This window comes from Bacillus cereus group sp. Sample62 (assembly GCF_036851315.1).
Lineage (GTDB): Bacteria > Bacillota > Bacilli > Bacillales > Bacillaceae_G > Bacillus_A > Bacillus_A wiedmannii.
Genome location: NZ_JAFLPK010000001.1, coordinates 5,118,962 through 5,138,723, shown reverse-complemented (window position 1 = coordinate 5,138,723; position 19,762 = coordinate 5,118,962). Strand labels below are relative to the sequence as shown.

Here is a 19,762-nt window from a genome sequence, read left to right as displayed (position 1 = left end):
GTATGCTATCATTTTAAATGAAGGTTCGCTTTCTGCTTGGAAAGCTCCTACATTGCATGAATCTAGTGTACCCAAACTTTAGATTATGTAGAGAAAAGAATCCTATAGGGTTTCTTTTCTCGTGTTTGAATCATGTGATGATAAATATGTTTCCGCATTTCATACTTATTATCAGTGATATATGTAAGGCATCCATATGAAAATACGAGGCTGTTCAAAGGTTTTCCGTACTTTTGGGCAGCCTCACCCCGTTAGAAGGACGATACTCTATGTATCGTCCTTTTTTTGCATAAAAAAACACCTAATCAAATGTTCACTTGATTAGGTGTGAAAAACTATTAATAATATTTTTTTCGTTTTGTAGCTAAAATACTTAACAAACCAGCTAGTAGAAGTACGATGCCTACTGTTTGAGTAGGATCATTTTTGTGACCTGTATTTGGAAGTTCTTTACCCTTATTTCGGTCATCTTGCTGTTTGTTTATTTGTGTTTCAGGGTTTTCTTTTTCTAGTTCTTCAGAAGTTCCTTTACCATGTGTGTCAGGATTTCCTTTTTCTAGTTCTTCGGAAGTTCCTTTACCATGTGTGTTAGGATTTCCTTTTTCTAGTTCTTCAGAAGTTTCTTTCCCTGTTTCCTCTTCTTTATTAGGAGGAGTAATTGGTTTATCATCTCCACCGGATGAAGAATCGATTTTTTTATTTGAAACTGTAATTTGTAGTGGTGCAGCTTGAGCTTTTTCAATTGTAAAGTTTATTGGTGATGCATCTAATTGATAGCCTTTAGGAGCCTTTGTTTCCACTAATTGATAATTACCAGGTTTCAAATCATTTACGATTAATTTACCATGCCCGTCTGTTTGTAAACCTTCTCGTACTACTTTTCCGTCGTGATCTAAAATATTGAAAATGGCACCTTCAAGTGTTCCATGGTGATCAATATCAATTTTAGTTAACTCTATTGAGCCTGTTGTTAAACTATTTAAAGCTGTAACAGAAGTAACTTGAGATTGTCCTTTCGTAATTGTGAAAGGAATTGGCTTAGCACTTAAATCGTATCCAGTAGGAGCTTTCGTTTCAATAAACTGGTAGTCTCCCGGACGTAAATCAGAAACAGAAATTTTTCCATCTTTATCAGTAGTTAAATCAGAACGAACGTCATTGCCGTTCATATCAACAATTTTAAAGATAGCCCCCTCAAGAGTAGAGCCGTCGATGTCGTCGACTTTAGTTAATTCAACTGAACCTTTCGTTAAGCTGTTAATAGCAGTAACAGAAGCTTTAGTTGTTTGATTTTTTTCAACAGTAAACTTGATAGGATTTTGATTTAAGTCGTAATGAGTAGGAGCTTTCGTTTCAACGAACTGATAGTCTCCTGGACGTAAATCAGAAACAGAAATTTTCCCATCTTTATCAGTAGTTAAATTAGAACGAACGTCGTGCCCGTTTATATCAATGATTTTAAATACTGCATCTTTAAGGACAGAACCGTCAACGTCATCCACTTTAGAAAGTTCAACAGCGCCTTTCGTTAAGCTATTCGTAGCAGTAACGGAAGCGATTTTTTCTTGTCCTTTTTTAACTGTGAACTTAATAGGTGTTTCGTTTAAGTCATAGTGATTAGGAGCTTTTGTTTCGATAAACTCATAGTCTCCTGGTGGCAATTCATCCACAACTAAACGGCCGTTTTTATCAGTAGTTAAATCAGTACGGACATCGTGTCCATCCTTATTAACAATTTTAAATACCGCACCTTCAAGTGTTGTGTTTTCTTCAACATCGTCAACTTTAATTAACTCCACACTACCTTTCGTTAAGCTGTTCGTAGCTGTAACGAATACATGTTTTGTTTGACTTCTTTCAATTGTGAACTTAATCGGCTCTTCATTTAAGTCATAATGTTTCGGAGCTTTCGTTTCAATAAATTGATAGTCCCCAGGTTGTAAGTCTTTAGCGATGATTTTTCCACCTTTATTGGTAACTAAATTCGTACGAATATCGTTACCGTTCATATCAGTAATTTTAAATACCGCACCTTCCAGCGTCTCTTTCGCATCTAGAGAGTCAACTTTCGTTAATTCCACGCCACCTTTAGTTAAGCCATTTTTAGCAGTAACAGAAACGTGAGCTGGTTGGCTTTTCTCGATAATGAAAGGAATCGGTGTTTTATTTAAATCATAATCTTTAGGAGCTTTCGTTTCAACGAATTGATAATCTCCTGGTCGTAAATTAGAAGCAGAAACTTTCCCGTCTTTATCAGTAGTTAAATTCGTGCGAACAACTTTACCTTTCGCATCAATGATGTTAAATACTGCATCAGAAAGTTTTGTATCTGGATTTATATCATCCACTTTAATTAATTCAACAGCACCTTCAATTAAGCTGTTAGTAGCAGTGACTTGTAGCTTCTCTGCTTGGCTTTTCTTAATTGTAAATTTAAGCGGTGTACTATCTAATTTATAATGTTCAGGAGCTTTTATTTCAATAAACTGATAGTCCCCTGGACGTAAATCAGGAACAGAGATTTTTCCATCTTTAACAGTAGTTAAGTCAGTACGAACATCATTGTTTTTGTCATCAACAATTTTAAATACTGCACCTTCAAGAGCTGTACCGTCGATATCATCCACTTTAGAAAGTTCTACCGCACCTTTTGTTAAACTATTTTTAGCAGTAACAGAAATTGGTTCAGCTTGTCCTTTTTCAATAGTGAAAGGAATCGGTTCTTTATTTAAATCGTAGTGTTTCGGAGCTTTCGTCTCGACGAATTGATAATCACCCGGGCGTAAGTCAGAAACGCTAATTTTACCTTGTGAATTTGTAGTAAGATTCTCACGAATTACAGTACCATTCATATCAACAATGTTAAATACTGCGCCTTCAAGAGTAGTACCATCGACGTCGTCCACTTTATTAAGTTCAACGCCGCCTTTTGTTAAACTATTTTTCATAGTAACAGTAGCAATATCTTTCTGGGTTTTCTCAACTGTAACTACAATTGGCTTTTTGTCTAAGTCATAATGTTTAGGAGCCGTTGTTTCGACAAATTGATACGTACCAGGACGTAAGTTTTCAACAATGATTTTTCCTTCACTGTTCGTTTTTAAATCCGTTTTAAGTACTTTGCCGTTTTGATCTAGTAAATTAAACATAGCATCGGCAAGTTTTGTTTGATCGTTTAAATCATCAACTTTAATTAATTCGATACTACCTTGTTTTAAACTATTTTTAGCAGTTAAAGAAATAGTTTTTTTCTGTCCTTTTTCAATAGTGAAATTGATTGGTGTTTCATCTAAAACGTAATGCTTAGGAGCTTCTGTTTCGATGAATTGGTAATCACCAGGACGTAGGTCGTTAATTTCGATCTTCCCTTTACCATTTGTAACAAGGTCTTTATGAATTACAGTACCATTCATATCAACAATTTTAAATACTGCACCTTCAAGGGTAGTGCCATCGATGTCATCTACTTTAGAAAGTTCCACTGCACCTTTTGTTAGGGCGTTTTTAGCCGTAACATGAAGAGTTTCAGTTTGGCTTTTCTTAATTGTAAATTCGATCGGTGTTTTATTTAAATCGTAATGTTCAGGAGCAGCTGTTTCAATAAATTTATACGTACCAGGACGTAGGTTTTCAACAACAATTTTTCCTTCATCATTTGTTTTTAAGCCTTCTTCAACTATCTCTCCGTCTGCATCTAATAAATTAAATACAGCATTAGCGAGCTTTGTATCAGTATCAATATCGTCAATCTTTGTTAATTCCACGCTACCTTTTATTAACGTGTTTTTACCTGTAACAGTAATAGTTTCTGTTTGACTCTTTTTAATTGTAAATGGAATCGCTGTTTCGTCTAACACATAATGTTCAGGAGCCTGAGTTTCAATAAATTGATAGTCACCCGGGCGTAAGTCAGAAACCGAAATTTTGCCTTTGTCGTCTGTAACAAGGTTTGTGCGAACTTCTTTACCATCCATGTCAACAATTTTAAATACTGCATCTTTCAGCATTGTACGATCGATGTCATCAATTTTAGTTAAAGTGATAGCGCCTTTCGTTAAGCTGTTAGTAGCAGTAACGGTAATGTTTTCTTTTTGACTTTTTCCGATAGTGAACGGAATAGGTTCTTTGCTTAAGTCATAGTCTTTTGGAGCTTTTACTTCAATAAATTGATAGTCACCCGGGCGTAAATCAGAAGCAGAAACTTTACCCTGTTCATCAGTAGTTAACCCTTTACGAACTACCTTTTTCGTATCATGAGCATCAACAATGATAAATTCAGCACCTTCAAGTGTAATGCCATCAACATCATCAACTTTAGTTAAAGTAACTCCACCTGTAAGTAAACTATTTTTTACAGTGACAGGGACTGGAATATCATCCTTGCTACCTTTTTTAATCGTGAACTTAATCGGTGTTTGATCTAATTTATAATGTTCAGGAGCAGCTGTTTCAATAAATTGATACTCCCCTGGTGCTAAATCAGGAATAACTATTACTCCATAATCATCTGTTTTTAAATCTTTCGCAATTTCTTTGCCAGTTGCGTCTTGTAATGTGAATACAGCGCCGGCAAGAGCTTTCGCGCTCTCCATGTCATCTTCTTTAATTAATTTGACCTTTCCTCTCGTCAAACTATTTTTGAAAGTAATAGGGATGAGCTTTTGTTGGCTCTTTTCAATCGTAAATTCGATTGGTTCTTCATTTACATCGTAATAAGTAGGAGCCTTCGTCTCGATTAGCTTATAATTACCCGGACGTAAGTCTTGTACTACTAATTTACCGTCTTTATCAGTAGTAAGTTCCGTACGAACATCCTCACCTTTGTCATTAACAATTTTAAATACTGCACCTTCAAGGGTTTCCTTAGCATTTACAGAATCAACTTTTGTTAATTCAATACCGCCTTTTATTAAGCTATTAGTAGCTGTAACGTTAATAGCAGTCGCTTGGCTCTCCTTAATTGTAAATTCAATCGGTGTTTTATTTAAGGTATAATGCTCAGGAGCTTTCATTTCGATAAATTTATAGTTACCTGGACGTAAACCAGTAGCAATAATTTTACCTTCCTGATTCGTAACTAATTCTGTACGGACATCTTCATTTTTATTATTAACAATTTTGAATACGGCGCCTGTAAGTACAGTGCCATCAGTATCATCGAGTTTTGTTAGTTCAACATCGCCTGGTAGTAGACCATTTTCAGCTGTAATAACAATCGGTGTTTTTTGACCTTTCTCAATTGTAAATTCAATTGGTGTTGATCGCAGTTCATAATGTTCAGGAGCTTTCGTTTCAATAAATTTGTATTTGCCTGGACGTAAGTCAGAAGCTTTAACAGTTCCGTTTGTATCGGTAGTTAATTCTGTACGAATGTCTTCGTTCTTATCATTCACGATTTTGAACATAGCTCCAGCAAGAGGAGTCTTTTTATCAAATTCGTCGACTTTTAATAGCTCAACAGCACCTGTTGTTAAACTGTTTTTTGCAGTAATTGAGATAATGCTTGTTTGACTTTTCTCGATTGTAAACGGAATTGGTTCTTTATTTAAGTCATAGTATTTAGGTGGTGTTGTTTCAATAAATTGATAATCACCAGGATCTAAATCTTTAACGGTCAAAGTTCCATCTTTTTCTGTTTTTAAGTTTGTACGGACATCTTCATTTTTGTCGTTAACAATTTTGAATACGGCACCTTCAAGGGTAGTGTCATCAATATCATCCACTTTTGTTAACGTAACGCCACCTTTAATTAAAGCGTTTTTTGCTGTAATAGAAGCGGCTGTAGTTTGGCTTTTTTCTATTTCAAATAGAATAGGCGTTTTGTCTAATTCATAATGCTCAGGAGCTTTTGTTTCGACAAACTGGTATTTACCCGGACGTAAATCTTTTGCCTCTATTTGTCCATGTTCATTTGTTGTTAATTTCTCATATCCAGGAATATTTTTTCCGTTGCGATCCTGAACAGTAAACTCTGCTCCTGCTAAAGTTTTATTATAATTATCCACTTTTGTTAAAAGAGCAGATCCTTTAGTTAAACTATTTGTCGCAGTTTGGTTTACTACTGTTGTTTGATCTTTAGAGATAGTAAACGGAATAAGTTTGCTATCTAATTGATAATGCTCAGGAGCCTTCGTTTCTTGTAAGTAGTACGTTCCTGGTTTTAAATTATCTACAGTAATTTGTCCTTTATCATTTGTTGTTAATTTTTCGTGTTCTGAAATTATTTTTTTGTCTTTATCAAGCAGTGTGAAAACGGCGCCTTGTAGTGTTGCGTTTTTGTTCAGGTCATCAGATTTTGTTAAAACTACTTTCCCGACAAACTTCTTATTTGCAAGTTTATATGTTGTAGTCTCTTGTGTACCAAGTTCAACAATCTTCCCTTGTTTTAAATCCCAGCTAATAACATAGCCTTCAGGAGCATTTGTTTCTTTTAATAAATATTTATCGCGTTTTAAATTATTAAATTTAGCGATACCGTCTTTGTCTGTTGTAATTTTACGGATAACAGTTTTACCTGTACGATCGTATAAAGTAAATTCTGCCCCAGCTAATAGTACGTTCTTATTGTCGTTATCTACCTTTATAATTTCAAGGTTTCCACGACCTTTAGTAGCAGATCCTCCGCCTGAACCGGAAGACATTCTCACTTCAATCGTTTCAGTAGTTTCTGTGTTTTTAACTGTCAACTTATTGCCTGTGATTTTCGCTTTATTACTTACTTTTTCTTTATCGTCTGCATTAATAAGTGAGCGATATTCTAAAATATAAGCTCGATCAATTTTTTTCAAGAAGGCAATTTCGAAATGTTGCTTTCCGGTAGTATTGTCTGTTGTTATTTTGAGTTTATAGTCTGTTCCTTCTTTTAATTCGTTTACTGTATCTTTTGTTAAATTTCCATATGGATCAACAGTTGTAGGATATAAGTGGAATGAATCTTCCACAATTACCTGATTTTCGGTGGGATCATCTGTTACAACCGCATCTGCAATGGTTGATTGGCTTTCGTTAATTGCGATACTCCAATTAATATAGTTGTCGTCTTGCACAGCTTTTTTAGTAACGAAGCTGCCACCTTTATTTACTTGAGTGTCACCTGTAAGGGTGTTAACAATTTTAGAGCCATCTTTTAAATCTGCCTCGTTTTTGTAGGTGCCTTGGATAAGTTCACCATCAAGGCTTGTTTTAAAGATAATATAGTAAGGTGAATTAATTGATTGTTTGAAATGAACCTTTAGGGTGTTTTTATTTTTCTCTGTAGGTTCTTCAAGTTCATATTTCTCAGTTGGTACAGCATTACCAGGTTGTGCATTATCAGGATTTCCATTTAAAATCATATCGCGCACTTCAATGGATCCAGGCACTAACTTTTGTTTATCTTGTATTACGTCTATAACATAAGGATCTTTAATCTCAACATTATTATAGTTAAAGCCTATTATCCAAGTAATTTCCTTCGTTTGGGCGTTATAAGAACCGTATTTATAACCATTTGCCTTTGTGAAAGTATCAGGATCGAAATTAGCTTCAACTTTATTTGATTGTGGATTAGAATCCGTATCTATCCAAGATAGGTTACCTGTGTTTTTAAATGAAGTTTTACCACTTTCTAGCTTTGTATAATCAAAGTCTGTCGTATATTTTACGACTAATGTCTTTGTCATATTAGACTGATACGTACCTATAAGAGTAATTTTGAAGCCTTTATCTGTTGCATCTAAAACATAGTCAGTCCCAGCTTGAAGGGTATAATTTCCGTCGTTAATTTCTAGTTTCTTATCCTTTAATTGTAATCCACCATGATCAAAGGTGTCCGTAATGATCGCGTTGTTTAATGGATAGTTGTTATTATTTACTATAATTGTCCAAGTTGTTGTTTTGTCTTTATAATTTGTTTCAGCTTTATTATTAGATTTAATAATATTTTGCTGCTTGAAGCTAGCTTCATTTTCTTTACTTGAATCATTATCAGCTGTAACTTTATTTTTTACTTTTCCATCTTCTATAACTTTATTAGTTGGCTTGGTTTTATAGGTAATCACATAAGCACTATTAATATCATCATTAAACTGTAAATCGAATCCATTCTTCTTGTTACTTACAGTGTAATTATTAACAGCGTCTCCTGTTACAAGCGTTCCTTTTTCATTATATGAAGCGTTTTTCACAACAATAGAATTTGCATCTAGTTCGTGTGTATCGTCAAAAATATCTTTTAAAATCGCATCAGCTTTTTTGATCTCTCTTTGATCACCATTGTAAGTAATTGTCCACTCAATTGTTTGCGTCTTTGGATCATATTTACTTGTTTTATTTAAGTGTGTACCACGAGAAACCGTTACAGTAGAGCTTGCGTTTTGTTGCTTTTGATTATCACTCGTTATCGTAACGTTATTTCGGAAACTTTTAATATTTTCATCAGTAATTTTTGTGGCATATTCGATTTGATATGCTTTATTGATAGAATCTTTGAAAGCAATCTCCAATTTTGAGCCATCTGATGAAATAATATTGTAATCTGTTGGTTCAGCTTCTGCACCACGCGTTACATTCCCATTAACATCAACTTCTAAATAATAAACTTTAATAGAATCTTTATTTAAGCTTGTACCTTGTGGAATGTTATCTTTAAAAACAGCGTTTTTAAGGGTGTCTTTCGTTTTGTTCATTTCTACTTTCCAATTAATTTCATTTGTATTAATTGGTCTATCAGGTAACCCTTTTTTATTCGTAGCTGTTTGTACATTAGGCTTAAAGTCAACTGTAATAGAAACATCCTTATCTTTAATCGGGAAAGGAATTTCTTGTGTTGTTGTACCTTTAATTTCAGCTTTATTAAATTCTGTCTTTAATTGTAGGTTACCAGCAACATCTGGATGCTCTTCAACATAATCGTTGAATGTCATCGTGACTTTTCCATCTTTTGTAACAGTAAAATTACCAATTTGATTGTTTTCACTATCATATAAAGGACTGTTAATTGTATTGTAAATCTTAAAATGTTTAGGAAGATCAAAGATATAGTAATCTCCACTTTTCACATTCATTGATTTTAAAAGTTCCCATGTAAACTCAATATTGGCAGGGGAATCTGTACTTGGACGGTTATCCTCTGTAAATGGTTTTCCGTCTTTATCCGTCAGCTTTACACCGGTTAAAATGTTTGTTGTTATTTGCTTTGGACCTGAATTTGTATTCTCAGCAGGGTCGCTTGCTAGCTTTCGTTCTGGATTGTCAGTAGCAATTTTAGCTGCTGGGTTTTGTTCCGGATTATCGGTAACAGGTTTAGTTGCTGGGTTTTGTTCCGGATTATCAGTAACAGGTTTAGTTGCTGGGTTTTGTTCCGGATTATCAGTAACAGGTTTAGTTGCTGGGTTTTGTTCCGGATTATCAGTAACAGGTTTAGTTGCTGGGTTTTGTTCCGGATTATCAGTAACAGGTTTAGTTGCTGGATCTTGCTCCGGATTGTCAGTAACAGGTTTAGCTACTGGATCTTGCACTGGTTTATTAGTATCCTGTTTGGTGCCAGCTTCTTTAGAGTCTTCTACCTGAACAGGAACTGATATAGGCTGAACCATTGTTCCTAAAGGAAAAGCGATTTGAACTGATTTTTCCCCAGTTTTTAAAGTTGAGTTAAACACGGTATCAACTTTAATTTTTCCTTTAGCGTCTTTCAAATTTTCTACTTGATCATTAAATATTAATTTTAATTTATTATCTTTAGCTGTTATAAAATATTGACCAATATTTTTTTGATCTGTTACTAAATCCCCTTGCAAATCTTTAGATACTTTTAATGCAAGTGGTATTTGAACTACTGCTGTATCATTTGCGTGTGCAACTTGTTGATCCTTTATTGACCAAGCGTATTCTACTTGAATGGTTGATCCTATCTTTACTAAGTTGTTAGGATTTTTTGCTTCGTCAATAATATGATTCGTTGCATCTTTCATTTCAACAGTGTCAAATAAGGAATCTCCTGTTAAGGTTTCCGCTCTTACTTGATTGTATGGAAAACTAGCAAGTTGCGAAAATAGTACGAATACAATTAAACATACATTGAAAAGTTTTTTCATTTTTCCTCCTCTGAACATTCATTTGTCCATTGGGGACTTATTCCACATGAACAAATGGAATATTAAAAGTATTTGTTATAAGCTATTTATTTTTGGTTATCCCTCCGTTTCTATACGCGTTCTCAGACAAACAGGATTATGTTCAAAGTAATATTATTTAACGTAAAACAAAATGTATATTTACACAGTTCTGTGGGAATATACACAATTCGACAAAAAATGTCGAAAAAAATACTGATATAAAGAATGATATCAGACCTTTATATGTGAGATAGTTTTCATGTATATCTAGTAAAAAAGAATGGTTATAAAGGTAAGTTTTACGATACATACTAACCAAGGTAGTGTATCCCTTTGTGAAGGCTTATTTTTGCCTTAAAGTTATGTGGAAATAAAAATCTAGATAGGGTTGGTTTTGGTCAGGATGAAGACAATATGTACTTTGAAATTAGTCATTTATTTTGTCTAAAGAGAGTTGTGCGATTAGTGGACCGAAGTTGAAAGCTGATAGTTTCTTACATTGTTAGAGAAATATAAGGATTACAGAATATTCGACTAACACGTTACTACGGTCATTTTTGAGACTGTTTAAACAATAAGAAAGAAGGTGTTTTCCTCTTTAGTTACAATATCTTTTTAGTAAAGATAAGCTGAAGTAACCTCCGCTAAAGATTATATACTTAAATGATAAAGAGTTCAACAATAGTTCACATATTTTCCCAAAAATAAAAACGGCTGTTTTATGTGGAATAAATCTACAAAACAGCCGTTTTTGGTATTAGATTTCTGTTAAGATTATCGGTTCGCCGCGTGTTACGACAACTGTATGTTCACATTGTGCAACAAGGCTCTTGTCAGGTGTAACGAATGTCCAACCATCATCGCCGCGCTCGATAATATGATCAGCTTTCATAGAAATGAATGGCTCTACAGCGATAACAAGACCGTCTTTTAGAAGCGCATTATCCATTGGGTCAAAGTAGCTTAAAATGTGGTTTGGTGCTTCGTGTAAGCTAAGACCAATACCGTGACCAGTTAAGTTTTGAATCACATTATATCCATTTTTATGTGCAAAGTTTGAAACAGCACGACCAATTTGGTTTTGTTTTGAACCAGCTTTCACCTTTTTCATTGCTGCCCAAAATGCATCAACAGCTGCTTGGCAAAGCTTTTCTTTTGCTTCATCTTCTCCAAGTACAAATGAAATACCTGTATCTGCATAATAACCATCAAGTGCAGCAGATACGTCGACATTTACTAAGTCACCTTCTTTTAATACGCGATCTCCTGGAATACCGTGAGCAACTTCTTCGTTTACACTAATACAAGTTACGCCTGGGAAATCATATTCTTTTTCAGGTGCAGAAATAGCACCATGCTCATCTAATACTTTTTTACCGATCAAATCAAGCTCTTTCGTTGTCATACCTGGCTTCGCTTCTTTTTTCATTTCTTCACGTGCAAGTGCAACGATGCGGCCGATTTTTCGTAAGCCTTCTAAGTCTTGTTCATTACGAATAATCATGAAAACCACTGTCCTTCCTCGAATGTATATCTTACCCGATTGTATCATGTTTATTTTCGTCCTGCTACTCGCTTGCGGTATGTAGGTTGATTCCTCTCATAAGGAATACATGACAATTGTCATATCGATGTCATGACGCATCATACTGTTTCCTGAGTTTTCCAACACATACAATGTAAATATAAGAAACAGCGGGGGTGGAGAGATGGAAAAGATTATAGAAGTAAATGGTGTTTCTAAAACATTTAAATATAAAAAGGCAGTAAATAACGTCTCATTTCATGTGAATAAAGGAGAAATTGTAGCACTACTTGGACCGAATGGTGCAGGGAAAACGACGACGATGTCGATGCTGCTTGGATTAAAGGATCCGACGGAAGGAACTGTTTCTATATTTGGAAAGAGTCCCAAGCATAGAGATGTTCGTAATAGCTTCGGTGCGATGTTACAAGAAGTAAGTGTCATTGATAGCATTACGGTGGAAGAGGCAATTGAGTTATTCCGTAGTTATTATACGAATCCGGTAGCGAAAGAAACGTTGCTACATTTATCAAATTTAGAATCGGAGCGAAAGCAAAGATGTGAGAAATTATCAGGTGGGCAAAAAAGAAGATTAAACTTTGCGCTCGCACTTGCAGGAAATCCTGATTTGTTATTTTTAGATGAGCCGACAGTTGGGATGGATATTACGTCTCGAAGAACGTTTTGGGAAACAATTCGAAAGTTAGCAAGTGAAGGGAAAACAATTATTTTAACGACGCACTATTTAGAAGAAGCGGATGCATTGGCGAATCGTATTTTATTATTTGCAAATGGAAAGATTATCGCAGACGGTACACCAGATGAGATGAAGGCGACGATTTCGCGAAAAACAATCAAGTTTTATTCGAAGGAAAGTATTCCTGCAAAATTACTAAAAGAATTGCCAAACGTAACAGAAGTACAGTCAAACGAAGGGCACTTCACTTTAACAACTGAAGATACAGATGCAACTTTAAAAGCGATTTATCAAAAGAACTTACCTGTAACGGATGTTTCAGTTGAACGTGGAAGTCTTGATGAAGCATTTGAACAGTTTGTCGCAAATCAGGAGGAGGGAATCGCATGAGAGCTTTATGGATGCAATGCAAAATAGAAATTTTACGTACGTTTCGCAATAAATTGTTTATCTTTTTCTCATTACTAATGCCAGTTATGTTTTACTATATTTTCACAAATGTTATTCAAGTGCCACAAAACGGAGATGCTTGGAAAGCGCATTATTTAATCTCAATGGCGACGTTCAGTATTGTAGGGACGGCACTTTTTAGTTTCGGTGTAAGGATTTCTCAGGAAAAGGGGCAAGGGTGGACACATTTGCTGAAAATTACACCACTTCCAGAGGGTGCATATATAACAGCCAAAATCATCGCTCAAACTGTAGTGAATGCTTTTTCAATCTTAGTTATCTTTATCGCAGGAATATTAATTAATCATGTCGAGTTAACAGTAGGGCAATGGATTGGCGCTGGATTATGGTTATTGTTAGGTGTAACACCATTTTTAGCGTTAGGAACAGTAATAGGTTCTATTAAAAAGGCAGATGCAGCAGCGGGTTTAGCGAATATTTTAAATATGAGTCTAGCTGTAATCGGCGGGCTATGGATGCCAATTGAAGTATTCCCAAAAATATTAAGAACGATTGGTGAATGGACACCAACATATCACTTCGGAAGCGGTGCATGGGATATTGTAGCTGGAAAATCAGTTGGTTGGGAAAATATCGCGGTATTAGGAGGTTATTTCCTTATATTTGTTGTAGTATCAATATATATAAGAAAAAGACAGGAAGCGGTATAAATGATAGAGAAGAAGAGGATTGAGATTTTTCCGAAACATATGGGTTTCTTCCCGTATATGTGGTTCGTTTATCTGTTATTTCCGATTTATAATTTAACACAAGTATCTGGATGGAAGCTTGTAATAGGTATTGGTATGTTGCTAGCTTTTATTGTCACATACCGACAGCTTTATTTTGTTAAGAAGACGTTCATTTTATGGGCGTGTATTCAAATGGCGCTCACCTTCTCATTTGCCTTATTTTATAATCCCTTCATGATATTGTTTGGATATTTTACGGCGAGTGCGATGGGATTTGCGCCAAGTAAAAAAGCGTTTCGTGTGTTGTTATGTTTATTAGTTGTAATGCTCGGAGCTTTTATATTTGTAAATATGAATCAACTAACAATCCCGAGTTTAGTGAATATCGTTCCAATGTTTATTTTAATGCTTCTTACACCATTTGGAATGCGTAATTTTAATCAAAAAAAGATGTTAAAGAATCAGTTGAACGAAGCAAACGAGCAAATTAAAGACTTAGTAAAACGTGAAGAACGTCAGCGAATTGCAAGGGATCTTCATGATACGTTAGGTCACACGTTATCACTCATTACGTTAAAAAGTCAGCTCGTGGAGAAGTTAATTGTAAAAAATCCTGAGCGTGCAAGTACGGAAGCGAGGGAAATTACACAAACATCTCGTACCGCTTTAAAGCAGCTAAGGGAATTAATTTCTGATATGCGTATGATTACAGTGGAAGAAGAGCTTGAGCAAATAAAAGCAATCTTACAAGCTGCTACTATTGAATTAGAAATAAAACAAGAAACGATTGCAAGTTCGTTATCACCAATTGAGCAAAACATTGTTGGGATGTGTTTACGTGAGGCTGTTACGAATGTTGTAAAGCATAGTAAGGCAACGCGTTGTACAGTTTCTGTACTGGAATCACAAGGTGAATTAATTTTGACAGTAGAAGATAATGGAATTGGTTTAGCAGATCAAAACCACGATGGAAATGGCATTCGTGGTATGAAGGAGCGCATCGCTCTTATTGATGGGTTTGTTGAACTAGGTACGATCAATCCAGGGACACTATTAACAGTAAAAGTTCCCGTTGTTATTCGAACAGGAAAAGATGAGGTGAGGGCATGATTCGAATTATTATTGCAGAAGATCAGCGGATGCTTCGTGGTGCATTGGGGGCCCTACTTGATCTAGAAGATGATATTGAAGTAATTGGGCAAGCTGCGAACGGGGAAGAAGCGCTAAAACTAATTGGATCGCTACAACCTGATGTAAGTATTATGGATATTGAAATGCCAATTCAAAGCGGATTAGATGTTGCGGAAACGTTAAAGAAAGAAAAATCAGCATGTAAGGTAATGATTTTAACAACATTTGCGCGCCCTGGATATTTTGAACGAGCAATGAAAGCTGGCGTGCACGGATACTTATTAAAAGATAGCCCGAGTGAAGATTTAGCTGCAGCGATTCGTAATGTAATGAAAGGCAAACGAGAGATTTCTCAAGATTTAATGTTCGGCTTATGGCAGGAGCAAAATCCGTTATCAGATCGTGAAAAAGAAGTATTGCTACTTGCGAAAGAAGGAAAGACGGCAAATGAAATTGCGAAGGCACTTTATCTTTCGCCTGGTACAGTGCGTAATTATATTTCTGAAGTATTAACGAAGCTAGATGCGAAAAATAGAATTGAGGCAATTACAATTGCGGAAGAAAAGGGATGGATATGAAAAGAAGTTTACCTATGAGTGGTAAACTTCTTTTTTCTTATAAACAACGGTTTCACACTTCAAATTCCATCTCAGTTGAAACGCTTGGAATTTGAAGTGTAGTACGTAATATAGATTTTACTTCATTTTTCGACAAAAAATTTGTTATAGTTAGATTAGGGTATTGGTCTGAATTTTGGACAACCTTGCCACTAACAGTTGTAATTACTCCATTTTTATCTACTTTTACAATGAAATCTTGACTATATATTTTATAGTTTTTGTAAGTTTGTGCAAGGCGAACTTCGGTTTAATTTTCTTTTGTTTCTTTATTTGTAGGTTGGGAATCTACATTCATTTCAGTTGTCATTCACCCTTGTTGAGCTTTAGCCTCGTTTATCTTACCCCTTAAATACTTTTTCGCCATATTTTTTCGTATCATTTTGAGGTTGTGTAATTTTTTAAGCGTTAAACTAGGCTAAGCAATTTCAATTTTTACTTCATTTTTATCTAGTTCTTGGGTGTGAATAGCTTCTGCTGATAAAGGATAAAGAAGACCGAATGTAACGAAGGCGCGGGCGAATTTTCTATAATTTATCTATAAAACTACTAATCTATTATTGTATGTGAGATGGATTGTATGAAGAATTTGCCGAATTTTATATATATTATGCATTATTTCATATCAAAAATTGTCGAATTCACATTATGGTAGTGGTATGACAACTTAACAAATTAGATTGTTATAATGGGATGGTGAGTAAGTATGCACGCAGAAAAATTAGGAAGTGAAATTAAGAAGATTAGGGTAATGAGGGGATTAACACAAAAACAGTTATCCGATAACATATGTCATCAATCGGAAGTGAGTCGAATTGAATCAGGCGCAGTATACCCAAGTATGGATATATTGCAAGGTATTGCAGCAAAGTTACAAGTTCCCATTATTCATTTTTATGAGGTACTCATTTATTCGAATATTGAGAGAAAAAAACAGTTTAAAGATCAAGTCATTATGCTGTGTAAGCAAAAAAAATATAAAGAGATTTATAATAGAGTATGGAATGAGCTAAAAAAGGAAGAATATCATCCTGAATTCCAACAGTTTCTTCAATGGCAATATCATGTAGCAGCTTACATATTGAAGAAAATCGATTACGAATATTGTATTTTAGAATTAAAAAAATTGTTAAACCAACAATTAGCTGGAATAGACGTATACCAAAATCTCTATATAGAGAATGCAATTGCAAATATTTATGCTGAAAATAATTATTTTAAGAAAAGTATTGAGTTATTTGAAGATATATTAAAACAATTAGAGACATTGCATGATAATGAAGAATTCGACGTGAAGGTAAGATATAATCATGCAAAAGCATTATACTTAGACGAGCAATATGAAGGGTCACTTTATCAAGTAAATAAGGCAATTGAAATATCATGCCGAATTAATAGTATGGCATTAATTGGACAGTTATATTATCAAAGGGGCGAATGTCTAGGAAAATTGGGGTATGATGAGGCAGAGATTGAAGATGCATATAAAAAGGCAAGTTTCTTTTTTGATATATTAGAGATGCATGCATATAAAGAAGCGCTCGCAGATAAAATCAGTAGATAAATAACCTAAAAAATGGATATGCATAATTGCATAGGATATGGATAAATTTTCATGATATATTAAAATAAAAAATGTGGGTGATGGAATATGAAGAAACTACTTATTGGTAGCTTATTAACGTTAGCAATGGCATGGGGTATTTCATTAGGTAATACAGCATTAGAGAAAAGCCAAGTAATTTCTCATAATGATCAAGAGGTACAATTAGCTGGAGATCTACCTTTTGAATATTAAAAAACAACCGTCTTACTTAGACGGTTGTTTTTTTGTGTAGTAACATCCAAACGTCTTTACTAGAAACAGGCTTGCTAATAAAGAATCCTTGAATGTGATCACAGTTTTGTTCATATAAAAACTTCCATTGTTCTTCCGTCTCTACACCTTCTGCAATAACTTCTAAATTTAGTTCTTTAGATAGTGTAATGATGGAGGAGATAATCGCTTCCTCTAAAGGACTATTTGTAATTCCGCAAATAAACTCTCGAGCAATTTTTAATGTGTTGATTGGATATTTTGTTAAATAAGCTAAAGAACTATAACCAGTTCCGAAGTCATCGATTGAAATTTGAATACCGAGATTTTGAAGCTGTTCTAGTTTTGCAACTACAGATTGATTTTGATTAATGGCGATACTTTCCGTAATTTCAATATCTAGTGCTTCTGATTTTAGTTCAGTTTCTTCTAACACTTTTGAAATAGTAGGGATTAAATCTGCATGGTTAAATTGAACAACAGATAAATTTACACCAACTTTCAAGTGAGAAAAACCTTGATTATGCCATCTTTTTGCCTCTAAGCAAGCGGTACGTAAAATCCAATTTCCAAGTTCAATAATAAATCCAGTTTCCTCCGCTAGAGGAATGAATTGGGCAGGAGACACGATGCCGAGTTTTGGGTGCTTCCAACGAATCAATGCTTCAAAACCGATAATTTGTTTTGTTACGGTGCTTACTTGCGGCTGGTATTCAAGGAAAAATTCATTTTGTTGTAATGCTTTTGCAAGCTCGCCTTCTAAGAATTGGATCTCATTTTGGGCGATACTCATTTCTTTTGAGAAGAAAACAAATCTATTTTTTCCATTTGCTTTCGCGCGATACATAGCCATATCAGCATTTTTCATTAATTCAGTAACATCGGTTCCATAATCAGGATACATGGCAATTCCGATACTCGGTGTAATGGATAGTTCTTCATCTTTAATGAAGAATGGTTTGTTTAAAATGGTTAAAATTTGTTCAGCTATAAAAGCCGCACTTTTTTCTGAGTACATATCTGGTAATAGAATTGTAAACTCATCTCCACCTTGACGAGCAACGACATCTTTTGAACGTAAGCAACCGCGTAATCTTTTTGCCACTTCAATTAATAATAAATCTCCGACGTCGTGTCCAAGTCTATCGTTAATTTTTTTGAATCGATCTAAATCAAGGAACATGACGGCAACATCATTTGCGCTAGTTTGAGCTGTATTTAAAATGTTTTTTAAATCTTTTTCAAACTTTCGACGATTTGGTAATCCAGTAAGTGCATCATGAAAGGCTAAATGTTCTACTTGTTTTTGTTTTTCATATAAAGTTGTAATATCACGTGCTATGCCGAACATCCCAACAACTTCTTTGTTTATGAAAGTAGGGATGAGTGTAATGTGAAGATAATAGTAGTAGCCTTCTTTTTCTTTTGTGCGAACTTCTAAAGTTTGTGGTCTACCTTCTGTTGTTAGTTGTAAAGATTTCTTTAGTAGATCATGGTCTTTTGAGTCAATAAAGTGTAGAAGAGAATAGCTTTCTACTTCACAATAGTAGGCGGTAAATAGGCTTTCACAAGCTGTATTAGATTGTTGGAAAATACCATTCATATTTAAAGAGAAAACGGCATCAGGATGATCTTCGAATAAAGATTTATAGCGTTGTTCACTCTTTGATAACGCAGATGCACCCTCTTCTACTTTGCCTTCTAGTTGTGTAGTCAACTGTTCATATGTATCGATTAGTGCTTGATTATCTTTCCACATGTAAAGTTGTCGTAGGAATAATAAGATGAGTGATAATACTAGACCGATTAGCATGAACTTATCATCCCAAGGTTGAATAAGAATAAAGGAAAAAGTAATGATTATACTGAAATAGGGTAATATAAAGCGCACATAGTCAAATCGATAATATTTTGTTTTCGTTTCATGCTGCATTGGTTTATCCAAAATGTAAAGTATGGACGACAAACCAATTAATAAAATCGAAGCAGTATGTATTAAGTAAGAGACTTCAGAAGAAGTTTCCATCCCCGTGTTTAGTTGGAACAGATGTATATATCCGTACACAAGTATGATAGTAAAGCCAATAATTAATGAAATTCTGCTAGAAGAATATTGTTCTCGTCTATATAGGCTAATAACGGCGTAAATTACTAATGCCTGTGCAATAAAGTATCCAATTAAAACCCAGTGATCTGCTGTTAACATACGAAAGCTTGAGAGGTCCAAAATAAAAGTTAAGGTAAAATAAATATTCATAATAACAATAAAGATGCTATCGAATGAAAATTGAGCAAGGCCTCTAATAGAGTAATGTTTTATGAATTTGATAGCAAACCCAGAAAAGAGCAAAATATATTGTATGATGAAAAAAGGTAGTGCCTTATATGAGAATATGACTTGATCATATATAGAAAGTGAATGAAGGAATAAAGTTATTTCCATAGTTAGTCCGCATATGCAAGTGCAGAGTAATAAAACCCAAAATAATTTATCACTATGCTTCATTTTCTTAATAGCTTTATATAAACAATAGCAAGAAAAGAGTGCAGCAAAACAAAATAAGAAGAGAATTCCAATTTCTTTTATATTCAAGTCCTTAGGGATAAGAAATATCCAAAGGGAAAATATAATTATATACATCGTGACAAAGTGTACATATTTTTTTTGATTAATCATATTATGACTCCGTTTCAATAAAGTTGAATCGCAGGTGGAAAATGCTAATTCCAATCATAGCAT

General features: G+C 34.5%; 9 protein-coding genes and 1 pseudogene. 6 read left to right on the top strand and 4 right to left on the bottom strand.

Annotated features, from left to right (window positions below):
* Positions 1-338 precede the first annotated feature (338 nt).
* Positions 339-10,073 (bottom strand): SpaA isopeptide-forming pilin-related protein, encoded by a 9,735-nt coding sequence (locus J0835_RS26380; RefSeq protein ID WP_333728183.1) that lies wholly within the window; start codon positions 10,071-10,073, stop codon positions 339-341.
* Positions 10,074-10,851: 778 nt separating this feature from the next.
* On the bottom strand, positions 10,852-11,646 hold the full coding sequence (gene map / locus J0835_RS26375) for a type I methionyl aminopeptidase (RefSeq protein WP_002096176.1): 795 nt from the start codon (positions 11,644-11,646) through the stop codon (positions 10,852-10,854).
* A 157-nt stretch (positions 11,647-11,803) separates the two neighbouring features.
* On the opposite strand from map, the gene J0835_RS26370 reads away from it, so the two are divergent.
* From J0835_RS26370 to J0835_RS26355, 4 genes are read left to right on the top strand one after another with little or no spacing between them, the layout of a single operon-like run.
* On the top strand, positions 11,804-12,706 hold the full coding sequence (locus J0835_RS26370) for an ABC transporter ATP-binding protein (protein ID WP_087983339.1): 903 nt from the start codon (positions 11,804-11,806) through the stop codon (positions 12,704-12,706).
* Positions 12,703-13,437, top strand: a complete 735-nt coding sequence (locus tag J0835_RS26365) for an ABC transporter permease (protein ID WP_001202423.1) — start codon at positions 12,703-12,705, stop codon at positions 13,435-13,437. The genes J0835_RS26370 and J0835_RS26365 overlap by 4 nt, the downstream gene beginning before the upstream one ends.
* Complete coding sequence (locus J0835_RS26360; protein ID WP_087983338.1) at positions 13,438-14,568, top strand: sensor histidine kinase; 1,131 nt, start codon at positions 13,438-13,440, stop codon at positions 14,566-14,568.
* Positions 14,565-15,167, top strand: coding sequence for a response regulator transcription factor (locus J0835_RS26355; protein WP_087983336.1), 603 nt, complete (start codon positions 14,565-14,567; stop codon positions 15,165-15,167). The genes J0835_RS26360 and J0835_RS26355 overlap by 4 nt, the downstream gene beginning before the upstream one ends.
* A 15-nt stretch (positions 15,168-15,182) precedes the next feature.
* On the opposite strand, the pseudogene J0835_RS26350 reads toward J0835_RS26355, so the two are convergent.
* Positions 15,183-15,744 (bottom strand): annotated as a pseudogene (locus tag J0835_RS26350) (M4 family metallopeptidase); the annotation flags it as partial.
* A 168-nt stretch (positions 15,745-15,912) separates the two neighbouring features.
* Here J0835_RS26350 and plcR point away from each other — a divergent pair.
* A complete protein-coding gene (plcR, locus tag J0835_RS26345) occupies positions 15,913-16,770 on the top strand; it encodes a transcriptional regulator PlcR (RefSeq protein WP_000542917.1) in 858 nt (285 codons plus the stop codon).
* Between the two features lie 87 nt (positions 16,771-16,857).
* Positions 16,858-17,004 carry a quorum-sensing peptide PapR gene (locus J0835_RS26340; RefSeq protein ID WP_000734737.1) on the top strand — a complete coding sequence of 49 codons (147 nt, stop codon included), beginning with the start codon at positions 16,858-16,860 and terminating at the stop codon, positions 17,002-17,004.
* Positions 17,005-17,020: 16 nt separating this feature from the next.
* On the opposite strand, the gene J0835_RS26335 is transcribed toward J0835_RS26340, so the two are convergent.
* Positions 17,021-19,699 carry a DUF4084 domain-containing protein gene (locus J0835_RS26335; protein ID WP_087983334.1) on the bottom strand — a complete coding sequence of 893 codons (2,679 nt, stop codon included), beginning with the start codon at positions 19,697-19,699 and terminating at the stop codon, positions 17,021-17,023.
* Between the last annotated feature and the right edge of the window lie 63 nt (positions 19,700-19,762).